Origin of the sequence: Rhodococcus sp. M8 (genome assembly GCF_015654185.1) — a bacterium.
GTDB lineage: Bacteria > Actinomycetota > Actinomycetes > Mycobacteriales > Mycobacteriaceae > Rhodococcus > Rhodococcus aetherivorans.
In genome coordinates this window covers 992,908-1,013,651 of record NZ_CP064065.1, presented here as the reverse complement: position 1 = coordinate 1,013,651, position 20,744 = coordinate 992,908, and the positions used below count along the sequence as shown (strand labels likewise).

General features: G+C 72.4%; 18 protein-coding genes and 1 tRNA gene. 14 read left to right on the top strand and 5 right to left on the bottom strand.

Annotation, left to right across the window (positions count from 1 at the left end):
• Nucleotides 1–62: 62 nt before the first annotated feature.
• Nucleotides 63–722: a uridine kinase gene (locus ISO16_RS04490; RefSeq protein ID WP_072635379.1), complete on the top strand. Its 660-nt coding sequence runs from the start codon at nucleotides 63–65 to the stop codon at nucleotides 720–722.
• A gap of 138 nt (nucleotides 723–860) precedes the next feature.
• On the opposite strand, the gene ISO16_RS04485 is transcribed toward ISO16_RS04490, so the two are convergent.
• Complete coding sequence (locus tag ISO16_RS04485; RefSeq protein ID WP_029544028.1) at nucleotides 861–1,343, bottom strand: adenosine-specific kinase; 483 nt, start codon at nucleotides 1,341–1,343, stop codon at nucleotides 861–863.
• A gap of 485 nt (nucleotides 1,344–1,828) precedes the next feature.
• Between ISO16_RS04485 and acsA the strand changes: the two genes are divergently transcribed.
• The 10 genes from acsA (at nucleotide 1,829) to ISO16_RS04435 (ending at nucleotide 16,078) form a co-directional block, all read left to right on the top strand.
• On the top strand, nucleotides 1,829–3,664 hold the full coding sequence (gene acsA / locus ISO16_RS04480; RefSeq protein WP_072635378.1) for an acetate--CoA ligase: 1,836 nt from the start codon (nucleotides 1,829–1,831) through the stop codon (nucleotides 3,662–3,664).
• A gap of 80 nt (nucleotides 3,665–3,744) precedes the next feature.
• Entirely contained in the window at nucleotides 3,745–4,680 is a 936-nt protein-coding gene (gene pdhA, locus ISO16_RS04475; RefSeq protein ID WP_442800823.1) for a pyruvate dehydrogenase (acetyl-transferring) E1 component subunit alpha, read from the top strand.
• Nucleotides 4,677–5,651: an alpha-ketoacid dehydrogenase subunit beta gene (locus ISO16_RS04470; protein WP_072635376.1), complete on the top strand. Its 975-nt coding sequence runs from the start codon at nucleotides 4,677–4,679 to the stop codon at nucleotides 5,649–5,651. Before pdhA ends, ISO16_RS04470 begins: the two co-directional genes overlap by 4 nt.
• Nucleotides 5,652–5,660: 9 nt before the next feature.
• Nucleotides 5,661–6,884, top strand: coding sequence for a dihydrolipoamide acetyltransferase family protein (locus tag ISO16_RS04465; protein ID WP_072635375.1), 1,224 nt, complete (start codon nucleotides 5,661–5,663; stop codon nucleotides 6,882–6,884).
• 9 nt (nucleotides 6,885–6,893) lie between these two features.
• On the top strand, nucleotides 6,894–7,172 hold the full coding sequence (locus ISO16_RS04460) for an acyl carrier protein (protein ID WP_072635374.1): 279 nt from the start codon (nucleotides 6,894–6,896) through the stop codon (nucleotides 7,170–7,172).
• A 97-nt stretch (nucleotides 7,173–7,269) separates the two neighbouring features.
• Nucleotides 7,270–8,031: a GAF and ANTAR domain-containing protein gene (locus tag ISO16_RS04455; RefSeq protein WP_072635413.1), complete on the top strand. Its 762-nt coding sequence runs from the start codon at nucleotides 7,270–7,272 to the stop codon at nucleotides 8,029–8,031.
• 168 nt (nucleotides 8,032–8,199) lie between these two features.
• On the top strand, nucleotides 8,200–8,640 hold the full coding sequence (locus tag ISO16_RS04450) for a DUF4383 domain-containing protein (protein ID WP_037200930.1): 441 nt from the start codon (nucleotides 8,200–8,202) through the stop codon (nucleotides 8,638–8,640).
• Between the two features lie 409 nt (nucleotides 8,641–9,049).
• The gene (locus ISO16_RS04445; RefSeq protein ID WP_072635373.1) at nucleotides 9,050–10,837 is read left to right on the top strand and encodes an ABC transporter ATP-binding protein/permease; all 1,788 of its coding nucleotides are present in this window, start codon (nucleotides 9,050–9,052) and stop codon (nucleotides 10,835–10,837) included.
• A 177-nt stretch (nucleotides 10,838–11,014) separates the two neighbouring features.
• Entirely contained in the window at nucleotides 11,015–15,556 is a 4,542-nt protein-coding gene (locus ISO16_RS04440; protein ID WP_230304475.1) for a cation-translocating P-type ATPase, read from the top strand.
• A gap of 138 nt (nucleotides 15,557–15,694) precedes the next feature.
• A complete protein-coding gene (locus tag ISO16_RS04435) occupies nucleotides 15,695–16,078 on the top strand; it encodes a hypothetical protein (RefSeq protein WP_083662528.1) in 384 nt (127 codons plus the stop codon).
• Between the two features lie 14 nt (nucleotides 16,079–16,092).
• On the opposite strand, the gene ISO16_RS28890 is transcribed toward ISO16_RS04435, so the two are convergent.
• Nucleotides 16,093–16,224, bottom strand: a complete 132-nt coding sequence (locus ISO16_RS28890; protein WP_256997108.1) for a hypothetical protein — start codon at nucleotides 16,222–16,224, stop codon at nucleotides 16,093–16,095.
• 52 nt (nucleotides 16,225–16,276) lie between these two features.
• Between ISO16_RS28890 and ISO16_RS04430 the strand changes: the two genes are divergently transcribed.
• Nucleotides 16,277–16,597 carry a hypothetical protein gene (locus ISO16_RS04430; protein WP_065922516.1) on the top strand — a complete coding sequence of 107 codons (321 nt, stop codon included), beginning with the start codon at nucleotides 16,277–16,279 and terminating at the stop codon, nucleotides 16,595–16,597.
• 4 nt (nucleotides 16,598–16,601) lie between these two features.
• On the opposite strand, the gene ISO16_RS04425 is transcribed toward ISO16_RS04430, so the two are convergent.
• Nucleotides 16,602–17,384: a serine protease gene (locus ISO16_RS04425; RefSeq protein ID WP_072635372.1), complete on the bottom strand. Its 783-nt coding sequence runs from the start codon at nucleotides 17,382–17,384 to the stop codon at nucleotides 16,602–16,604.
• A gap of 202 nt (nucleotides 17,385–17,586) precedes the next feature.
• Nucleotides 17,587–17,660, bottom strand: a tRNA-Leu gene (locus ISO16_RS04420).
• Between the two features lie 110 nt (nucleotides 17,661–17,770).
• Here ISO16_RS04420 and ISO16_RS04415 point away from each other — a divergent pair.
• Both ISO16_RS04415 and ISO16_RS04410 read left to right on the top strand, forming a co-directional pair.
• Entirely contained in the window at nucleotides 17,771–18,385 is a 615-nt protein-coding gene (locus ISO16_RS04415; RefSeq protein WP_006941125.1) for an ANTAR domain-containing response regulator, read from the top strand.
• Nucleotides 18,386–18,539: 154 nt separating this feature from the next.
• Nucleotides 18,540–19,865, top strand: coding sequence for an ABC transporter substrate-binding protein (locus ISO16_RS04410; protein ID WP_029544011.1), 1,326 nt, complete (start codon nucleotides 18,540–18,542; stop codon nucleotides 19,863–19,865).
• A gap of 66 nt (nucleotides 19,866–19,931) precedes the next feature.
• Here the strand turns inward: ISO16_RS04410 and ISO16_RS04405 are convergent, their stop codons facing one another.
• Nucleotides 19,932–20,723, bottom strand: coding sequence for an ABC transporter ATP-binding protein (locus ISO16_RS04405; RefSeq protein WP_050036369.1), 792 nt, complete (start codon nucleotides 20,721–20,723; stop codon nucleotides 19,932–19,934).
• Nucleotides 20,724–20,744: the final 21 nt, after the last annotated feature.

Sequence of the window (20,744 nt, the reverse complement as noted above, 5' to 3'; positions counted from 1 at the left end):
CACCACGCCGAAGCCGAGGATTCTGTCGAGCGGGTGGCCCTGCGATGGCGGAAACTGGGCCGATGACGATGTTCACCCCGATCAACCCGGCCGACCTGGCCGGCGTCATCGCCGAACGCGCGGCCGGGCACCACCGACGGGTGTGCGTCGGGATCTCTGCCGCCGACGCGGCCGCACCGCTGAACCTTGCGGAGGAGGTCGCCGCGCGCCTGCGCGTCGACGGCCGGCCGGCGGCAGTGCTGTCGCTCCACGACTTCGTGCGCCCGGCCTCGCTCCGTTTCGAGCACGGACGCACCGATCACGAGAGCTACCGGACGAACTGGTTCGACTACGGTGCGCTCGACCGCGAAGTCGTTCGGGGACTTCACGAAAAGAAGCGATGGCTGCCGCGGTTGTGGGACGAGGCGGGGGACCGGTCGGCTCGTGCCCGGCGGGTGGACGCTCCCGACGGTCAGGTGCTCGTGGTCGCCGGCCCGATGTTGCTCGGTCGCGGACTCGCCTTCGACGTCGCGGTGCACCTGGCGATGTCGCGGGCCGCGTTGGGCCGGCTGACGCCCGACGAGGACCGCTGGACGATCCCGCCGCTGCTCGAGCACGACGCCGCCGCGGCCGCGGAGGCCGACATCGTCGTGCGGTACGACCATCCGGATCGCCCGGCGTTGCACGCCGCCGGTGCGATCCGGTCCGGGAACGGGGACCGGCGATCCGGTCAGCGGCAATGAGCCGGTCGGCGGGTGGGTCCCGATCCCGGGCGGCGGGCGATCGCACGCGCACCGGGCCCTGACGTCGAGCCTCGACCGGTCAACGAGCGCTACATCCTCGCCCCGGGGCCCTGTGCGCGTCATGGGGCGCACGGGCGGTCACAGCTTGTAACCGATCGTGCGCAGCAGTGCCTTGCGGTCGGCGACGTCGGCGCTCGTCTCCACGCCGAGGGGTGGGTTCCCGTCGATCACCCCGGCAATGCCTCGGCCGAGCTCCGTCTCGGCCACGATGATCTCGACGGCGTTGGCCGTGGCGCAGAAGATGCCGCATACCTCCGGTACCTGCTTCAGCGTGTTCAGGATGTTCACCGGATAGCCGTCCTCCACGAACACGAAGAACGAGTGGCCTGCGCCGACCGCCAGGGCGTTGCGCCTGGCCAATTCGACGAGCCGGTCGTCGTTGCCCGAGAAGCGCACGAGGCGAGGTCCGGAGGCTTCGCAGAACGCGACTCCGAACCGGAGGTGGGGACTCACCCCGGCCAGTGCTTCGTGCAGGTCCTCGACGGTCTTGATGAAGTGGGCCTGCCCGACGACGACGTTCATGTCGTCGGGCTTGTCGATCGCCACGATGTGCAGCTCCACGATCGCCTCCTCGGATGCCCTGCGGCTCGGCAGGCCAGCGTCGACAGACAGTCTGCCCCGCTGGGCAACCCGGGGGCAACGACGGGAGAACCGGAGAGGACCGGAGCGGATCTGCCGAACCCGGCTGGGGTGCGGCGCTGGCAGGTCCGGATCCGGGATCGGACCGGCTCGGGTTCTCGGCACGCAACATCCCGGATGGTGTTCTCGCCCAGCCGGTCCCGCACCGCGTCAGCGACCGACGCCGACGCAGGCTTCGGCTGGTGGGGCTGCCCGAAGCCGAAGCCTGCGTCGACGGGGTCCTCGGCAGGATCGCCGTCACCGTGAGTCACACCGGCATGCACCGCTGCGCGCGCCGGCAACGCGGGACGGTCGAAGGCCCGGAGGGCTCCCCGTCGTGTCCGTGCGGGTCCGGGGCAGCACCCGCACGCCCGTGCGGGTGCTGCCCGAGGGACCAATGCCCCTATGCCGGCCGTTCCGGGCGGCGCATGATCGGCTCGACGCGATCTGCACCGGAGGGAGCGGCCGTGACGACCAGCAGCGACGCGGTGATCCGCAAGACGGCCGACGACCTGCGGGTCCCGCCGAACCTGTCGGACTACGAGGCCACCTGTGCCCGGTTCATGTGGGACGAGGCGGCGGCGCAGGTGCCGGGCCCCCCGGGCGGGGGGTGCAACATCGCCTGGTCGGCGGTCGACCGGCACGCCGACGGCCCGCTGCGGGACCGTCCCGCCCTCCGGTTCCTCGGTGCCGGTGACGCGACGGGCCGTATCGACGTCACGGAGTTGTCGTACGGCGACCTCGCAGACCGCGTCCGCCGCTTCACCCGCGTCCTGCGCGACCTCGGAATCGGCAAGGGCGACCGGCTGTTCGTGTTCTCCGGCCGGATCCCCGAGCTGTACATCGCCGTCCTCGGTGCCCTGCGCAACGGCACGGTCGTCACCCCGCTGTTCTCGGCCTTCGGTCCCGAACCCCTGCTCACCCGCCTCGAACTCGGCTCCGCACAGGTATTGGTGACCACGGAGGCGCTGTACCACCGGCGCGTCGCGGGGGTGCGCGACCGGGTGCCGACCCTCGAGCACGTGCTGCTCGTCGGCGACGACGACGCCGCCACCGACGTTCCCGGCACCCTCGACCTACGGGCCCTGCTCGACGCCGCCGAGCCGGCCGCCGATCCCACACCCACCACCGCCGGCGACCCGTCGTTGCTGCACTTCACGAGCGGCACCACCGGCACCCCCAAGGGGGCGCTGCACGTGCACGGCGCCGTCGTCACCCACTACGCCACCGGCCGATACGCCCTCGACCTGCATCCCGACGACATCTACTGGTGCACCGCCGATCCCGGCTGGGTGACGGGCACGTCGTACGGCATCGTCGCGCCGCTGCTGCACGGCGTCACCTCGATCGTCGACGAAGCCGAGTTCGACGCCGAACGGTGGTACCGGATCCTGCAGGACCAGCAGATCAGCGTGTGGTACACCGCCCCCACCGCCATCCGGATGCTCATGCGCGCCGGACCCGAGGTCGCGGGACGCTACCGGTTCCCGAACCTGCGGTTCGTCGCCAGCGTCGGTGAGCCGTTGGCACCCGACGCCGTGTGGTGGGGCACCGAGGTGCTGGGGCTGCCCATCCACGACAACTGGTGGCAGACCGAGACCGGCGGCATCATGATCGCCAACACGCCGGCGTTCGACATCAAGCCCGGATCGATGGGCCGGCCCCTGCCCGGCGTCGACGCCCGGATCGTCCGCCGCGACGAGGACGGCACGGTGCACGAGGTCACCGCTGCCGACACCGAGGGTGAACTGGCGCTGCGGGCGGGCTGGCCGTCGATGTTCCGTGGCTACCTGAACCAGGACGAGCGCTACCGCAAGTGCTTCGCCGGCGATCTCTACCTCACCGGGGACCTCGCGCGCCGCGACGCCGACGGATACTTCTGGTTCGTCGGCCGCGCCGACGACGTGATCAAGTCCGCCGGCCATCTCATCGGACCGTTCGAGGTCGAGAGCGCGCTCGCCGAACACCCGGCCGTCCTCGAAGCCGCCGTGATCGGTGTGCCGGACGAGATCCTCGGCGAACGGGTGAAGGCGTTCGTCGTCCTCGAGCGCGGCGTCGACCCCGACGACGCGTTGCGCCGCAAGCTGATCGGGCACGCCCGCGTCCGGCTCGGTGCGGCCGTCGCCCCCAAGGAACTCACGTTCGTCGACTCGCTGCCGCACACCCGCAGCGGCAAGACCCTGCGCCGGCTGCTCAAGGCCCGCGAACTCGGCCTCGCGGAAGGCGACACGTCGACGCTCGAGACCCCGGAGGTGGCCGGATGACCAGCGACACCGAGCAGGCCGGCGGGGGCGCCGCCGGATTCCCCTACGACCGCGACTTCGCGCTCGCGCTGCTGGCCGACATGCTGCGCATCCGCCGGATGGAGGAGAAGGCCGCCGAACTCTACGGCGCCGGCAAGATCCGCGGATTCCTGCACCTGTACGTGGGGGAGGAGGCCGTGGCGGTCGGCGCGTTGCACGCGCTCGACCCGGGCGACACGGTCGTGGGCACCTACCGTGAGCACGGGCACGCCCTGATCCACGGGCTGTCCATGAACGCGATCATGGCGGAGATGTTCGGCAAGCAGGAAGGCTGCTCCCGCGGGCGCGGCGGCTCGATGCACCTGTTCGACGCCGCGACCCGCTTCTACGGCGGCAACGCGATCGTCGGCGGGGGTCTGCCGCTGGCGGTGGGCCTCGCGCTGGCCGACAAGATGCAGAAGATCCCGCGGGTCACCGCGTGCTTCTTCGGTGAGGGGGCGATGGCGGAGGGCGCGTTCCACGAGGCGCTCAACCTCGCGGCCCTGTGGCAGCTGCCGGTGCTGTTCTGCTGCGAGAACAACCTGTACGCCATGGGCACCGCCCTGGCCCGGTCCGAGTCGCAGACCGACCTGTGCGCCAAGGCCGCCGCGTTCGGGGTGCCCACACTCCGGACGGACGGGATGGACGTGCTCGCCGTCCACGAGACGGCCCGGGCCGGGGTCTCCCACGTCCGCAGCACGGGCGGACCGATGTTCCTCGAGTTCCAGACCTACCGATTCCGTGCCCACTCGATGTTCGACCCCGAGCTCTACCGCGACAAGGCCGAGGTCGAACGGTGGAAGGAACGCGGCCCCATCCACACGTTCTCGGCGCGGCTGAAGGCGCTGAATCTGCTCACCGAGGAACAGTTCCGGCAGCTCGACGCCCAGGCCGTGGCCGAGGTCGACGACGCCGTCGCCTTCGCCGAGGCCGGCACCTGGGAGCCGGAGTCCGACCTGCTCCGCGACGTGACCACACCGGCCGGGGAGGCACCGTGAAACTCAGCTACCGCGAGGCCCTGCGCGCCGCGCTGCACGACGCCCTGAGCACCGATCCGCGGGTGTTCCTCATGGGCGAGGACATCGGGCGATACGGCGGCACGTACGCCGTGACCAAGGGCCTGCTCGACGAGTTCGGACCCGAACGCATCCGCGACACCCCGCTGTCCGAGCTGGGCTTCGTCGGTGCGGGCATCGGTGCGGCACTCGGCGGGATGCGGCCGATCGTCGAGATCATGACCGTCAACTTCAGCCTGCTGGCCCTCGATCAGATCGTGAACACCGCCGCCGCACTGCGTCACATGTCCGGCGGCCAGTTCTCCGTGCCGATCGTGATCCGCATGGCCACCGGCGCCGGGCGGCAGCTGGCCGCGCAGCATTCGCACAGCCTCGAGGCGTGGTACGCGCACATCCCCGGCATCCGGGTGCTGGCCCCGGCGACCGTGCGGGACGCCCGCGGCATGCTCGCCCCCGCTCTCGCGGACCCGGACCCGGTCGTCGTGTTCGAGCACGCACTGCTCTACAACACCACCGCCGACATCGACCCCGACGAGCCGGTGGACATCGACAGCGCGCGGGTGCTCCGGCCGGGCGGCGACGTGACCCTCGTCGCCTACGGCGGCACCGTCGGCAAGTCCCTCGTCGCGGCGGAAACCCTGGCGGGCAGCGGAATCGAGGCCGAGGTCGTCGACCTGCGGGTGCTGCGCCCGCTGGACACGGCCACCGTCGTGGACTCCGTCCGTCGCACCCACCGGGTGGTGGTCGTCGACGAGGGCTGGCGCAGCGTCGGCCTCTCCGCGGAGGTGATCGCCCGGATCGCCGAGGAGGCGTTCTACGACCTCGACGCACCCGTGACGCGGGTGTGCAGCGCGGAGGTGCCGGTGCCCTACGCCCGGCACCTGGAGCAGGCGGCGATTCCCCAGCCGGAGAAGATCGTCGCCGCCGTGCAGGCCCTGATGGGCGAGAGCTGAGGAGGCGACGTGTTCGAGTTCACCCTGCCGTCCCTCGGCGCCGACATGGACGAGGGCACCCTGACCGAATGGCGCGTCGCGCCCGGTGACACGGTCGAGCGCGGCCAGGTGATCGCCTCGGTGGACACCGCGAAGGCCGAGGTGGAGGTCGAGATCTGGCGGGACGGGGTCGTCCACCGGTTGCTCGCGGAACCGGGTATCACGCTGCCGGTCGGCGCGGTGATGGCAACCCTGCTCGAGCCCGGGGAGGACGCTCCGCCCGTCGCCGAGGCCCCGGCGGCCGCGGCCCCGGTGGTGGCCCCCGTCGCCGCGGCCGGCGGCGCCGCCCCCGTCACCGAGGCACCGCCGGCGCCCGCTCCGGCCGCCCCGGCCGCGCGGCGGCGGGTCTCGCCGGCCGCCCGCCGGCAGGCCCGGCAGCTGGGCGTGGACCTCGACACCGTGACCGGCACCGGACCCTGGGAGTCGGTGACGATCGAGGACGTCGATCGGGCGGCGGCTCGTGCGGGCACCGCGCCGGCGTCGGCGCCACCTGCCGCCGCGGCGGAACCGGCCAGGGCCCCGATCGACAAGGCCGCCGAGATGCGCCGCGCCATCGCGTCCGCGATGGGACGTTCCAAGCGGGAGATTCCGCACTACTACCTGTCGGAACAGATCCCGCTCGCGCGGGCCCTCGACTGGCTCACCGAGTACAACGCGCAACGCCCGGTCACCGAGCGCGTCCTACTTGCGGCGCTGCTGCTCAAGGCGGTCGCCCTGGCCACCCGCCGGTACCCCGAAATGAGCGGATTCTGGACCGACGGCGAGTTCCACCCGGCCCCGGCCGCGCACGTGGGGGTGGCGGTCTCCCTGCGCCAGGGCGGGCTGATCGCCCCGGCGATCCACGACGTCGCCGACCTCGCCCTGCCCGAGCTCATGGCGGCCCTCGCGGACCTCGTCAAGCGCGCCCGGGCGGGCTCGCTGCGCAGCTCGGAGATGTCCGACCCCACCGTCACCGTGACCAACCTGGGGGAGGAAAGCGTGGACTCGGTGTACGGGGTGATCTACCCGCCGCAGGTCGCACTGGTCGGTTTCGGCAAGCCGACCCGGCGCCCGTGGGTGGACGGCGACGCGGTGCGGCCCGTCCCGGTGGTCACCGCGACCCTCGCTGCGGACCACCGGGTCAGCGACGGCCGGCGTGGCGCCCTGTTCCTGGCCGAGATCGCCGAACTGCTCCAGCACCCGGAACGACTGTGAGGTGAGATCGTGACCACCGACGAGACCAATACCGGCGAGACCGCCCGTGCCGACATCCGCGCCGCCGTCGTCGCCGCGATCGCCGACGTCGCCCCCGAGATCGAGGACATCGAACTGGAGGGTGACCGGCCGCTGCGCCAGCAGGTCGACCTCGACTCGATGGACTGGCTGAACGTGCTGATCGGACTGCGTTCGTCGCTCGGGGTGGACATCCCCGTGGCGGACTACGCGCACCTGAGCACCCTCGACGGCCTGGTCGGATACCTGGCGCAGCGCCTCGGGCGGTGAGGCCGCACCAGATGACCCGAGAACTGTGCCCGGCCGGTCTCACCGGGTGCATTCTGTGAGAAGAACGACCGACGGGGATGCAGTCGTGGACGGGGACATGGCCGGGAACGACCCACTGTGTGGACGAGTCGGGGAGATCGTCGTGGCGCTGCGCAGGCTGTCCGCCGCGCTCGACGAGGGCGACGAGTTGCCCGAGCTGCTGCACCTGCTCGTCGGCAACGTCGTGAAGATCGTGCCCGAGACCGGCATGGCGGGGGTGACGGTCCTGCGGGGCGGCCGCCCCGAGACGGAGGCCTGCAGCAATCCGCTGCTCTACGAACTCGACCACGCCCAGTACCTCGCCGGCGCCGGCCCGGGCCTCGACGCCGTGCGGACCGGCCAGGTGGTGCGCGCGGACCGCGCCGAGATGCGGCGACGCTGGCCGGCGTTCGCCGAGCGCGCGGAACGGTTCGGGACGGCGAGTTCGCTGGCCGCGCCGCTGCGGATCGACGACGAGACGGCCGGATCGTTCAACCTCTACAGCGAACACGACCACGGGTTCGATTCTCTGGACGAGACGCTGGTGGAGGTGTTCACGACGGCCGTGGAGACCGCACTGCGGCAGGCCCGTCGCTGTGCCCGGGCCCGGGCGGAGATCACGCAACTCGATCGGGCCCTGCGCTCGCGTCCGACCATCGACCACGCCGTCGGGATCGTCATGGCCGCGCGCGGTCTGACCGCCGAGGAGGCCTTCGCCGTGCTGGTGCGCCAGTCCCAGCACGAGAACGTCAAGCTGCGCGACGTCGCTGCCCGACTGGTCGCTCAGCTCACCCCCGCCGGAGCCGACCCGCGGCCGGGGCCGATGACCCGGGACCGGTGACCGTTCCTATCGGCAGCACGCACGGCCCGTCGCCGTCCCGCGAAAATCCTCGCGGGCAAGGTTTCACGAACGCCCACGGAGGTATCTCTCCGGCAGCCGCAGCCACTCCGCTCCGGTCACCTGTTCGAACGAAAGGAGCCGGCCATGGCCGAGTACGCAGGACGAACTATGACCCGGACACCGGTGCAGACAGCCGCCCTCGCTGTCGGTGTGGTGTTCCTCCTCGTCGGCATTCTCGGGTTCGTTCCCGGAATCACGACCAACTACGACACCATGACGTTCGCCGGGCACGAGTCCGGGGCGCTGCTGCTCGGGATCTTCGAGGTCTCCATCCTCCACAACATCGTGCATCTGCTCTTCGGTGTGGCAGGCGTCGCGATGGCCCGCACGGTCGGTGCCGCTCGGTCCTACCTCATCGGCGGCGGCATCATCTACCTGGTGCTGTGGCTCTACGGACTGGTGATCGACAAGGACAGCTCGGCGAACTTCGTGCCGGTCAACTCCGCCGACGACTGGCTGCACTTCGTGCTCGGGGCCGCCATGATCGCCCTCGGCTTCCTGCTCACCCGCCGGACCACGACGCACCGCACCGTGCCCGGCACCCGCTGACAGCCACCCACCGACCCGTCGCCGGTCCTCGCCGCCAGGAGCGAGGACCGGCGACGTTCGTGTGCACCCGCGGATCGTTCCGTCCTGCGGGCACGGCCCAGCCGGGCTCGACCGCACGGCGAGCCCGGCCGAGCCGTGGTCACCTCCGTGGCCCGCTCCTGCGACGCTGGACCACCACGTAGACGACCACCCCGACGAGAATGAGAATGCCCAGAACCTCCATGACCGTCGGATACCCGCAGAACCCGTGACGAAGCAGCGGTCCGGTGCCCGGCGCGCGCCGGGCACCGGCTCCGCCGCGGGGGCAGCCCCGCGATCGGTCGCGGAATCGGCGTCGCGCACCCCGGGGCGGGGTCCACAATCTCTCGCATGGACCGCGCGATCGCGCGGGAGACGGGAGCGGCGACGGATGGAATGGGGAAGTGTGCTCGTCGACAGCGTCTGGTGGACGCTGAAGGCGTATGTGATCACAACGGTGGTGTTCGTCGTCGTGGTGGCGCTGCTCGCGCGAACGACCCACTGGGGACGGCAGTGGTGGCGCATCGCGTGGCCCTACTTCGATCCGCGTCGGGGCCTCGGCCCGCTCGGACTCGTGGCCCTGGTTCTGCTGTTCACCGTCTTCGCGGTGCGGATGAACGTGCTGTTCTCGTACTGGTACAACGACTTCTACACCGCGATCCAGGACCTCGACGAGGCCGCGTTCTGGCGGTTCATGCGGGTCTTCGCCGTGCTCGCCACCATCCACGTGGCGCGCAGCCTGGTCGCGTACCTGCTCGGTCAGACCCTCGACATCCACTGGCGCACCCAGTTGAACCACCGGCTCGTCGACACCTGGCTCGACACCGGGGCGTTCTACCGGGACCGGTTCGTGGACAAGCCGGTGGACAACCCCGACCAGCGCATCCAGGTCGACGTCACCGATTTCGTCACCACCACCCGCGTCCTGTCGATGGGGGCGGTCACCGCGGTGCTGTCCATCGTCAGCTTCACCGGCATCCTGTGGGACCTGTCGGGCCCGATCACCGTGTTCGGCACCGAGATCCCCCGCGGAATGGTGTTCCTGGTCTACATCTACGTGCTGGTCACCACCGCGGTGGCGTTCTGGATCGGCCGGCCGCTGATCCGGCTGAACTTCCTCAACGAGAAGCTCGGCGCCACCTACCGCTACGCCCTGGTCCGCGTCCGCGAGTACGGCGAGAACATCGCCTTCTACCGCGGCGAGAACGTCGAGCGGGGTGGCCTGCTGGGCCGATTCGCCGCGGTGATCCGCAACTGGTGGCGCATCGTGTTCCGGATCCTGAAGTTCGACGGCTTCAACCTGACCGTCAACCAGATCGCGGTGATCTTCCCGTTTCTCATCCAGGGGCCGCGGCTGTTCGCCGGTCAGGTCACCCTCGGTGACGTGATGCAGACCGGCAACGCCTTCGGTCAGGTCCACGACTCGCTGTCCTTCTTCCGCGAGTCCTACGACGACTTCGCCGCGTTCCGGGCGACCACCATCCGTCTCAACGGCCTGGTCGACGCCACCGACCAGTCCGCGAAGCTGCCCGTCCTCGTCGCGACCGAGCAGGGTGACACCCTCGACCTGCGCGGTCTCGACGTGCGGACCCCGGCCGGCCGGCCGCTCGTGACCGGCCTCGACATCCACGTGTCCCCCGGCGAGGCGCTGCTCGTCCGCGGCGCGTCCGGCAGCGGCAAGACGACGCTGCTGCGCTCCCTCGCCGGGCTCTGGCCGTACGCCCACGGTCGGATCGCGCGTCCGGACGGCGACGCGCTGTTCCTGTCCCAGGACCCGTATGTGCCGCTCGGGACGCTGCGCGAAGCGCTGTCGTATCCTCGTCCGCCCGTACGGGACGAGGCGGAACTCGGCGAGGTGCTCGAACGTGTGCACCTCGGGCACCTGAGGGAACGCCTCGACGACGACACCGACTGGGCGCGCGTGCTGTCCCCCGGGGAGCAGCAGCGCCTCGGGTTCGCGCGGGTGCTGCTGGCCCGGCCGCGGACCGTGTTCCTCGACGAGGCCACCGCCGCCGTCGACGAGGGACTCGAGCACGCGCTCTATCGCACCGTGCGCGAGGCGCTGCCGGACAGCGTCATCGTCAGCGTCGGGCACCGCAGCACCCTCGACAGCTTCCACGACCGGGTGCTCGAACTACAGGGGGAGGGTCGCTGGACGGTCACCGAGAGCGTCCGCTGAACTCCACGCGAGGTCACCGGGCGAATCACCCCGAGACGTGTCCACCGCCCGACGGCGGAACTACGCTGAAAGCGCGGTGACCTCGATGCCGGCGACTGCCGGCGGGCATGTCCGAGCGTCGGCACCCGGTGTCCGGTCCCGAGCCGGGATGCTCGTGCGGCAGCCGAGGAGGACACCATGCACCACAGCACTTCCTACCGGCGGCGTCCGCGCGGTTCGGTCGCCACCCTCGTGGCCCTTCCCGGATCCGCCCTGCGGGCCGGCGTGCGGGTGGCGGCCGCCGGTGCCGGCGTCGCCCTCGACACCGCGATCGTCGGCGCCGCCACGGCGGCCGGCGTGGGGGCGGCCCTGCTGCGCGCCCCCGTCACCGCCGCCGCGGCCCCCGCCCCCGTGGCCGTTGTCCAGCTCGTCGCGGACGTCGCCCGGGAGGCGGCCGGCGGCCGCCCCGCCCGGCGCTGCGCAGCGAACGGTGCCCGAACGTGGATCGAGGTCCGCGGCCTCGACGGCCCGGACGGGGAGGCGCTCGGCGACCGGGTGCTCGCCGCGATCCGGGACACACCGGGCGTGGCCACAGCCGAACTGCACCGCCCCTGGTGCCGTCTCGTGGTGTCCACGGACCCGGCCGGACCGACGGCCGGCACGCTCCGGCGCCTCGTCGAACACGCCGAAGCGGAGGGCGCCGCAACCGCACCCCGCGGTGTTCCGCACGAGCTGCCGGGCGACGACGTCCTGCTCGTCCGGCGGGGCGTGTCCGCGGCGACCGCCGGCACCGGACTGGCGCTGACCGCGGCGGGGCGCTACCTGCGCCTGCCGCGCCTGCACGGCGGCGCAGCCGCTCCGGTCCTCGTGTCGGACTACCACCCGCGGATCCGCGCTCTCGTCGAGTCCGCGCTCGGCCCCGGCAGGGCCGACCTGCTGCTGGCCGCCGGGACCTCCGTGCTGCACACCCTGACCCTCTCGCCTGCCTCCTCCGCCGTCGAGGCCGCCACCCGGACCGTCCTCGTGGGCGAGACATTGGCGATGCGGCGCGCCTGGCGCGACTTCGAACCGGACCTCGCCCCCCACGCGGCCACGGCCCGCTGCCCGCGCCGGCCGGTCCGTCCCACCGAACCCCCGGCCGGTCCGGTCGAGCGCTACACCGACCGTGCCGGCTGGGCCGGCCTCGCCGGCGCGGCGGCGGCCGGGCTCCTGACCGGCCGACCCACCACCGCCGGTTCCGCGGCGCTCGTCGCCGTCCCCAAGGCCACCCGCACCGCGCGGGAATCCTTCGCCGCCACCCTCGCGCGCGGGCTCGCCGCCCGCGGCGTGCTGACCCTGCGACCGGCCGTGCTGCGCCGCCTCGACCGGGTCGACGCGATCGTCGTCGACCCCCGCGCCCTGTACACCCCCGGGCTCGCGGTGACGCGCCTGAACGGCGTGCCCGACCGCGACCGCAGCGTGGTGTGGGACCGGGCGCGGACGGCGGTCGAACGCGGCGTCCTGACCCCCGGCTGGCACCCCGTTTCCGCCGTGCCGGACGTGCCCGGGCACCTTCCCGCCGACGCGCGGGTGCTGATCGGTCCCGTCCACGACCGCTACGCGTCCGCCGTGCTCGCCGCCGCCCGGCGCGCCGGGATCGTCGTGGTCTCCGTCGAGGACGAGGGGGCGGGCTCCCTGCGGAACGGATTCGATCGCCTCGAACCTCTCGTCGAGTCGATGGACGCCGCACTGCTCGGCATCGTCGAGAGGTTGCAGCGCGGCGGCGGCACCGTCGTGGTCCTCACCGCCGAGGCGGCGCACGCCCTCGCCCTGGCCGACGTGGGCATCGGTGTCCTGCGCGACGGCAGCCGGCCGCCCTGGCCGGCGGACCTGATGGTCCGCGACCTCACCGGTGCGTGGCGGATCCTGCACGCGCTCCCGGCCGCCCGGACCGCGAGCCGGCGCGGCGTGGAGATCGCCCGCGACGCCTCCGCCCTCGGAGCGCTGCTCATGTTGCCCGGTGTGCCGGGCACCGGTCCGGAATCGGTCACCGCCGGTGCCGCGGCCGGGCTGTGGGCCGGAACGTCGGCGGCCCGCATCGCGCTCGCCGCGCCGCTGCCGCCGCCGCGTTCGGCCCACGACTGGCATGCGCTGTCGGTGGCCGAGGTGTGCGCGCTCCTCCCCGCGCCGTCGCCGGACGAGTTGTTCTTGCCCGCGGAGGATTCCGGCTGGCGGGTGCGGACCCGCACGCGGGCGGTGCGGGTGGTGCGGCGGGTCGGCACCCGCCCGGTCGGCTCCGCCGTCGACTTCACCCGTGCGGTACGCACCGAGCTGTCCGACCCGCTGACCCCCGTCCTCGCCACCGGTTCCGCGGCGAGTGCGGTGCTCGGTTCGCCGCTCGACGCCGTGCTCGTGGGATCGGTGTTGCTGCTCAACGCCGCGATCTCGGCCGCCCAGCGCCTGCGCGCCGAACGACTTCTGAAAAAGCTTCTGGCGGTGCAGGATCCGCCCGCGCGCCGCGTCGCCGGACCACGCGGCGGCAGGCGATACGTCGGAGTCCCCGCGGCCCGGCTGCGTCCCGGGCACGTCGTCGAGGTCCGTCCCGGCGAGGTCGTGCCCGCGGACGGGCGCATCCTCCACGCCGACGGGGTCGAGGTCGACGAGTCGGCACTGACCGGCGAGTCGCTCCCGGTCGTCAAGCAGAGCGACTCGACGCCGGGGGCCCCGCTGGCCGAACGCGCCTGCATGCTCTACGCGGGCACCACCGTGCTCACCGGCACCGCGGTGACGGTCGTGACGGCGGTGGGCGGGGCCACCGAGACCCGTCGCGCCACCGCGATGGCGCCCGCGCGGGTCCGGGAGGTGGGCCTGCAGGCACGGCTGAGCACCCTCACCCGCCGGGCGCTGCCCGTCAGCCTCGGCGGCGGCGTCCTCGTCGCCGCGCTGGGCCTGCTCCGCGGCACCGGGGTCCGCGCGGCGGTGACCAGCGGGGTCGCGGTCACCGTCGCGGCCGTGCCGGAAGGGCTGACGCTCGTGGCCACCCTCGCGCAGGTCGCGTCCGCCCGCCGGCTCGCCAAGCACTCGACCCTCGTGCGGGCGCCCCGCTCGATCGAGGCCCTCAGCCGGGTCGACGTCGTCTGCTTCGACAAGACGGGCACACTCAGCGAGAACCGCCTACGGGTCGCGGCGGTCGAACCCGCCCCCGGCTTCACCCGGGAGGACGTGCTGGCCTGCGCCGCCCGCACCGGCATTCCGGCAAACGGGGGACCACCCGAGCACGCCACCGACGTCGCGATCGTCGAGTCCGCGCACGCCGCCGCCGTCGCGGACCGGGCCGCCGAACGGACGGCCCACCTGCCGTTCCGGTCCGGCCGGGCCTACGCGGCTGCGATCGCCGGAAACCACCTCGCGGTCAAGGGCGCGCCGGAGATGATGCTCGGCGCCTACGGCGACGACCATCCCGACGTCCGCGAGCGGGTGCACGCCCTGGCCGCCGACGGACTGCGGGTCATCGCCGTGGGACAGCGCGACCTGACCGATGCCGAAACCGCTGGGGCGGCAGACGATCCCGACGCCCTCGCGGAGCTGTCCGGAAACGGGCTGCGGCACGTCGGCCTCATCGGGCTGTCCGACACGCCGCGGGCCGACGCGGCCGGACTGCTGCCCGCGCTGCTCGAGCAGGGCGTCGCCGTCCGGCTCGTCACCGGCGACCATCCGGTGACCGCCGTCGCGATCGCCGGCGAACTGGGCCTGCCCGTCACGGCGGATCAGGTGCTCAGCGGTGCCGAATGGGACGGACTCTCGCACACCGAACGGGAACGAGCCGTGGAGGAGCGCCTCGTCTTCGCCCGGATGTCCCCCGAGCACAAGGTGCAGATCGTGCAGGCCCTCGAGCACACCGGACACGTGTGCGCCATGGTCGGTGACGGCGCCAACGACGCCGCCGCGATCCGGGCCGCGAGCGTCGGCATCGGCGTGGCCTCCCGCGGCAGCGACCCCGCGCGCGGCGCGGCCGACGTCGTGCTGCTCGAGGGCCGCGTCGCGGGCCTGCTCGACGCGCTCGACGAGGGCCGCGTGCTGTGGCAGCGGGTCCAGGCCGCCGTGTCGGTCCTGCTCGGCGGCAACGCGGGCGAGGTCGCCTTCGCGCTGCTCGGTAGCCTCATCACCGGCCGCTCCCCGCTCAATGCCCGCCAGTTGCTGCTGGTGAACATGCTCACCGACGCGCTGCCCGCGGCGGCCCTCGCCGTCAGCACCCCCCGCACCGACGGCTCCGGCCCCGCGCCCCGGCCCGACGAGTCCGTGCTGCTGCACGCCATGGCCGCCCGCGGCGCCACGACCGCGGCCGCGGCCACCGCGGCGTGGGCGATGGCCAGGGTCACGGGCTCGAACCCGCGCGCGTCGACCGTGGCGCTCGTCGCGCTCGTCGGCGCTCAGCTCGGGCAGACACTGCTCGAGTCCCGCAGCCCCCTCGTCGTCGCCACCGTCCTCGGCTCGCTCGCCGCCATGGCCGCACTGATCAGCACGCCGGGGGTCAGCGGGCTGCTGGGCTGCGTGCCGGTCGGTCCGGTCGGATGGACGCAGGCACTCGGGTGCGCTGCGGCGGCCACCGTGGCCGCCGCCGTCGCACCGACCGCCGCGCTCCGGCTGCCGGCGATCGGGGAGGTGGTGGCATCGGTGCTCGAGTCCCGGGATGCCGGTGGCGCTTCCGGGAAAACGTCGGCGCCGACCGCTCGGCTCTCGCCGACATCGGGACTACAGTAGGGGCGAGTCCGACCGTCACGGCCGCCGTGCCCCGGGAACGACGGCTCCTCGAGGCGCCGAGCTCGCCGCAGACCCTCGCGCCACCGTCCCGCCGAGACCCCGCGCACGCTGGCGACCGAAAGCAGAGCAGGACGTGCCATGCAGCTACTGGACACCACCGGCCACCTGGTCACCCGCACCGCGTACGCCACCACCAGCGCCGCGGGAGCCGTCGGCGGCGCCGCTGTCGGCGGGCTCGTCGGCAGCGTGCGCGGTGCGCTCGACGGCGCCCGCTCCGGTGTGAGCAGCGGCTCCGGCTCCACCCCGGCGGCGGCGCTGACCCTTGCGGCGCTCGGGCTCACCGGGCTCGTGGAATGGCCGGTCGTCGTCGCCGTCGGCGGAGGCGCGCTCGCCGTCCGGCTCCTCGCGCCCCGCCCCGGCCCGGTGCGTCCCGGCGCGACCGCCGCCGCCCCCGGGGCGGTCACCGCGCTCGCACCGACGGCGCAGCCGGCACGGAAGACTCCCCCCGTGGCGACGAGCTAGTTCGGCCGGTGGTGTCAGTCGTCGACCACGACCACCACGCCGGCGCGCATCAACACGGCGTACAGCTCGCACAGCGGGGGAGTGAGCAGCCGGACCACGGCGCCGACCACCGCATCCGGGCCCACGGCGGCCATCGGGTTCGACATGCCCCCGACGGTAGGGACGTCAGGTGAACCGAAGTTGACGAGCGAGGAAAGAATGGCCGACGAACAGTCCTTCTGGGAATCCCACCGAACGATGGCGCGGCTCGCCCGCGACGCCGAACGCTTCGCCGTGCACCTGCCCCTCGTCGGCCGAGTCGGGATCCCACGGCCCGACCAGCTCGCCTACTTCGCCGGGCTGGCGGCGCTGGTAGCGCTGGATCTGATCGAGTGGCCGGTGGCGGTGGCCATCGCCGCGGGCCAGGTGGTGGTCACCGAGCACAACCACCGCGGTGCCGCGGCCGCGACGCACCGCCCCGGGACGCCGACCGCCGCCGGCGCAGGCACGGCGACGACGTCCGCGGAGGCGACGACCTGACTCGTCACGGGGTGCACACGAGCGTGAATCCCGCGCCGATGCCGCCCCGGGCGTCCAGGTCCTCGATGATCCGGTCGGCCCGCTGGTACACCGCGAAGCGCACGTCGTTCGGCCGGTATCCGACTGCGAGGCCGAGCCACTCGTGGGTGTCGGTGCGGGCCAGCGGGCCGCCGGAGTCGCCCTGCTGCATCACGAGCCACGAGTTGACCGAGTTCGGGTTCACCAGCACGTCGCGGGTGCCGGCGACGTCCAGCGTGTCGACGAGCGGGGCGGGCCCGCACGCGATCCCGGTCGTGTGCCCGGCCGCGCAGTGCCTGCCGATGTCCTGGTCGCCGTCCGGCAGCGAGCCGATCGACTCGAGCACCACGACCTCGCCGTCGGCGTCCGGCGCCGAGGTGTTCGAGCCGCGTACCCTCGTCTCGTCGAGCTGGAGCACCGCATAGTCCGGCACCGCGTCGGTCGGCATTCCGAGCCAGTCCACCGACCCGGGGCTGTGGACGGAGGTCTCGGTGCCGACAGGCCCGCGGCTCTGCTCGCCGGCCTTCCACACGGCGGCCGAGCCGGTCTGCCGGCAGTGGCCGGCGGTGATGGCGACGAGCCGTCCTGCGCGGTCGTGGCCGACCGCGGCGACCGAGCACCAACCCGGCGCGGGATCGGCGGCGGTGAAGGTGATGCCGTCGCCCGGGCGCAGCACGATCCGATCGTCCGGCACGTGCGCGGCCGCCCCCGGAGCCGGGGCGAGCAGCGCAGCCGCGCAGGCCGCCACGACGGGAAGGGCGCGTCCCATGCCTTCTCCAATCTCGATCCGCGTTCCGCAGGGCCTGGGAACGGTCGGCGGTGGTCCCGACCGGAACACCGGCCGGCGCAACCGAAATCGGCACCTTACCAGCGGTCCCGGACGTCGGCGCGGCGCACCGGTCGAGAGGGCGACGGGGTGGGGGCCCGCGGGTCGCTCGGGGCGCCGCTCCGATGAGGCGGCGCACTGTGGGTGCCCCCGGTCAGACTCGAACTGACACTGTACGGGTTTTGAATCCGTTTCCTCTGCCAATTGGGATACGGGGGCGTCGTGCGGAGACCACTGTAGAAGATCGGTAACTGCCGTCGACCACCGGTACCCTTCTAACGTTCCACCCCCTCCGCGGGGGCCGCCCGAGCGACAGGAGATGGCCGACCATGACAGCCGCCCCGCACGAGAATCCCGCTCAGCCGCGGCGCGTCGTAGTGGCCGAGGACGAGGCGCTGATCAGGCTCGATCTGGTGGAGATGCTCCGCGAGGAAGGCTACGAGGTCGTCGGTGAGGCCGGCGACGGGCAGCGGGCGGTCGAGCTGGCGGAGGAGCTGAAGCCCGACCTGGTCATCATGGACGTGAAGATGCCCCGGCGCGACGGCATCGACGCCGCTTCGGAGATCGCCGCCCGCCGCATCGCGCCTGTGGTCATCCTCACGGCGTTCAGTCAGCGCGAACTTGTCGAACGTGCCCGGGACGCCGGCGCCATGGCGTATCTCGTCAAGCCGTTCTCCAAGTCCGATCTCGTTCCGGCCATCGAAGTGGCGGCGAGCCGGTTCGCGGAGATCCGTGAACTCGAGCGCGAGGTGGCGGGGCTGACCGAGCGGTTCGAGACCCGCAAGCTCGTCGACCGAGCCAAGGGCCTGCTCATGGACAAGCATGCGATGACGGAGCCGGAGGCGTTCCGCTGGATCCAGCGGGCGGCAATGGATCGGCGCACCACGATGAAGCACGTCGCCGAGGTGGTCATCGAGACGCTGGGTGGTGCTGCGGCGGGATGACGGAGCTCCCCGTCACACCGGCGTTAATTCTTCGATAACGGTCGCGTCACAAGGATTTCGCCCGGGTTCACGGACGGCGCGGGGCGGATAGGTTTCTGGCCACGTCCCGGTGACGCATCCGGGACGGTGTGCATGCCGATCGAAGGAGAGTTGGATGGCCAGACGGACCTTCGTCCGCGCCGCTGCGGTGTTCGGAGCAGCGTCTCTCGCCCTCGCGGGTTGTAGCTCGGACAGCGACGATTCCGCCGCGGGCGGTTCCGGTGACAGCGCGGCGTCCGCGACGACCGTGACCACCGACTGCGAACCCGCGCAGGCGACCGCCGGTGCCACGCCGGTGACGACCCCGCTGAAGATCGGCACCCTGCTTCCCGAGACCGGCAGCCTCGCCTTCCTCGGGCCCCCGGAGGTGGCGGCGGTGCGGCTCGCGGTGGACGACGTGAACGCCGCCGGCGGTGTGCTGAGCCAGCCGGTGGAGCTGATCACCGGCGACTCGGGCGACACCACGACCGACACCGCGAACTCCACGGTGGACCGGGAACTCGCGGCGGGAACGCAGGTGATCGTGGGGGCGGCCTCGTCGTCGGTGTCGCTGAAGGTGCTCGACAAGATCGCCAGCGCCGGGGTGGTGATGTTCTCGCCGGCGAACACCTCCGACCAGTTCGTCTGCTATCCCGACAAGGGGCTGTACTTCCGCACCGCCCCCACCGACGTGCTGCAGGCGCAGGCCCTGGCGCAGCTGATCTCGGACGACGGTGCCCAGCGGGTGTCGATCATCGCGCTCAACGACCCGTACGGCACCGGCCTGGCCACCAACACCCAGAACAACCTCGTCGAGGCCGGCGTGCCGGAGGACCAGGTCCAGAAGATCATCTACGACCCCAACGCGCAGTCGTTCAACGCCGAGGTCGACCAGATCAAGAACTTCGGCCCCGACGCCGTGGCGATCATCGGGTTCGAGGAGTCCGCGAAGATCCTCACCCGCATGCACGAGGTGGGTATCGGGCCGTCCGACGGCATGCTCGTCTACGGCGTGGACGGAAACATGGGCAACGCCCTCGGTGAGGCCGTCGCGCCCGGGCTGGTCGACACGATGCGCGGCACCACTCCGCTCACGGACGTCGGCCCGGACTTCCAGAATCGACTCAAGGCCATCGATCCCGCGCTGATCGACTTCAACTATGCCGGCGAATCGTACGACGCCGTGGTGATCTCGGCGCTCGCCGCGGAACAGGCCGGCTCCACCGCCGGGGTGGACATCGCCGCGAACATCAACAGCGTCACCAAGGACGGCACGACGTGCACCAGCTACCAGCAGTGCCTGGATCTGCTGCGCGGGGGCCAGGACATCGACTACGACGGTGTCACCGGCCGGCTCAACTTCACCGACGCCGGCGAGCCCGGCATCGGGTCCTACGGGCACCTGGTGTTCGGGCCGGACAACAGGCTCACCACCGAGGACTACATCGTGGTCGGTGAGTAGCTAGCGAGGGCCCCGCGGACGGGGCCGGGAACCGATCGGTTCCCGGCCCCGTCCGTCGTCCACCCGTCAGTCGCGCTTCTTCTCCTGGCTGCCCGCGAGCGTCCCGAGGTACAGCTCGACGACCTTCGGGTCGTGCATGAGATTCGGCCCGGTGTCGGTGTACGCGTTGCGGCCCTGGTCGAGCACGTAGCCGCGGTCGCAGATCTGCAGGCACCGTCGCGCGTTCTGCTCGACCATGATGATCGACACCCCCGCGGCGTTGATCTTCTTGCAGCGGATGAACACCTCGTCCTGGAACATCGGCGACAGGCCCGCCGACGGCTCGTCGAGCAGCAGCACGGACGGATCCATCATCAGCGCCCGGCCCATCGCCACCATCTGCCGCTCACCACCGGACAGGGCACCGGCCTTGACCTTGCGGCGCTCACCGAGGAGCGGGAACAGCTCCGCGACGAACGCGAAACGTTCCTCGAACTTCTTGGGCCGCAAGTAGATTCCCATCTCGAGGTTCTCCTCGATGGTCAGTGACGGGAACACGTTACGGGTCTGCGGCACGTAGCCGAGACCCTTGCGCACCAGTACGTGCGCGGGCGCGGCGGTGATGTCGTCGCCGCGCAGCGTCACCGTGCCGCGGCGCACCGGGATCAACCCGAACAGCGCCTTGAGCAGGGTCGACTTGCCGGCGCCGTTGGGTCCGATGATGCCGACGATCTCGCCGTCGCGGAGGAAGAAGTTGCAGCCGCGCAGGATGTCGACACCGGGGAAGTACCCGGCGACGATGTCGTCGGCGCGCACCAGCGCCCCCTCGGCGAGACGGGCGTGCTCCTCGGGAGTGGCCGCGCGCTCGGCCGCGGTCATCTGTGCCGGGCTGGGGGAGGG

Bases quoted from the DNA above. Each gene is read 5' to 3' on its own strand.
- ISO16_RS04490 (WP_072635379.1), top strand. From the start codon at position 63: ATGACGATGTTCACCCCGATCAACCCGGCCGACCTGGCCGGCGTCATC.
- acsA (WP_072635378.1), top strand. From the start codon at position 1,829: ATGATCGGCTCGACGCGATCTGCACCGGAGGGAGCGGCCGTGACGACC.
- pdhA (WP_442800823.1), top strand. From the start codon at position 3,745: ATGCTGCGCATCCGCCGGATGGAGGAGAAGGCCGCCGAACTCTACGGC.
- ISO16_RS04455 (WP_072635413.1), top strand. From the start codon at position 7,270: ATGGCCGGGAACGACCCACTGTGTGGACGAGTCGGGGAGATCGTCGTG.
- ISO16_RS04450 (WP_037200930.1), top strand. From the start codon at position 8,200: ATGACCCGGACACCGGTGCAGACAGCCGCCCTCGCTGTCGGTGTGGTG.
- ISO16_RS04445 (WP_072635373.1), top strand. From the start codon at position 9,050: ATGGAATGGGGAAGTGTGCTCGTCGACAGCGTCTGGTGGACGCTGAAG.
- ISO16_RS04440 (WP_230304475.1), top strand. From the start codon at position 11,015: ATGCACCACAGCACTTCCTACCGGCGGCGTCCGCGCGGTTCGGTCGCC.
- ISO16_RS04435 (WP_083662528.1), top strand. From the start codon at position 15,695: ATGCAGCTACTGGACACCACCGGCCACCTGGTCACCCGCACCGCGTAC.
- ISO16_RS28890 (WP_256997108.1), bottom strand. From the start codon at position 16,224: ATGTCGAACCCGATGGCCGCCGTGGGCCCGGATGCGGTGGTCGGCGCC.
- ISO16_RS04430 (WP_065922516.1), top strand. From the start codon at position 16,277: ATGGCCGACGAACAGTCCTTCTGGGAATCCCACCGAACGATGGCGCGG.
- ISO16_RS04425 (WP_072635372.1), bottom strand. From the start codon at position 17,384: ATGGGACGCGCCCTTCCCGTCGTGGCGGCCTGCGCGGCTGCGCTGCTC.
- ISO16_RS04415 (WP_006941125.1), top strand. From the start codon at position 17,771: ATGACAGCCGCCCCGCACGAGAATCCCGCTCAGCCGCGGCGCGTCGTA.
- ISO16_RS04410 (WP_029544011.1), top strand. From the start codon at position 18,540: ATGGCCAGACGGACCTTCGTCCGCGCCGCTGCGGTGTTCGGAGCAGCG.
- ISO16_RS04405 (WP_050036369.1), bottom strand. From the start codon at position 20,723: ATGACCGCGGCCGAGCGCGCGGCCACTCCCGAGGAGCACGCCCGTCTC.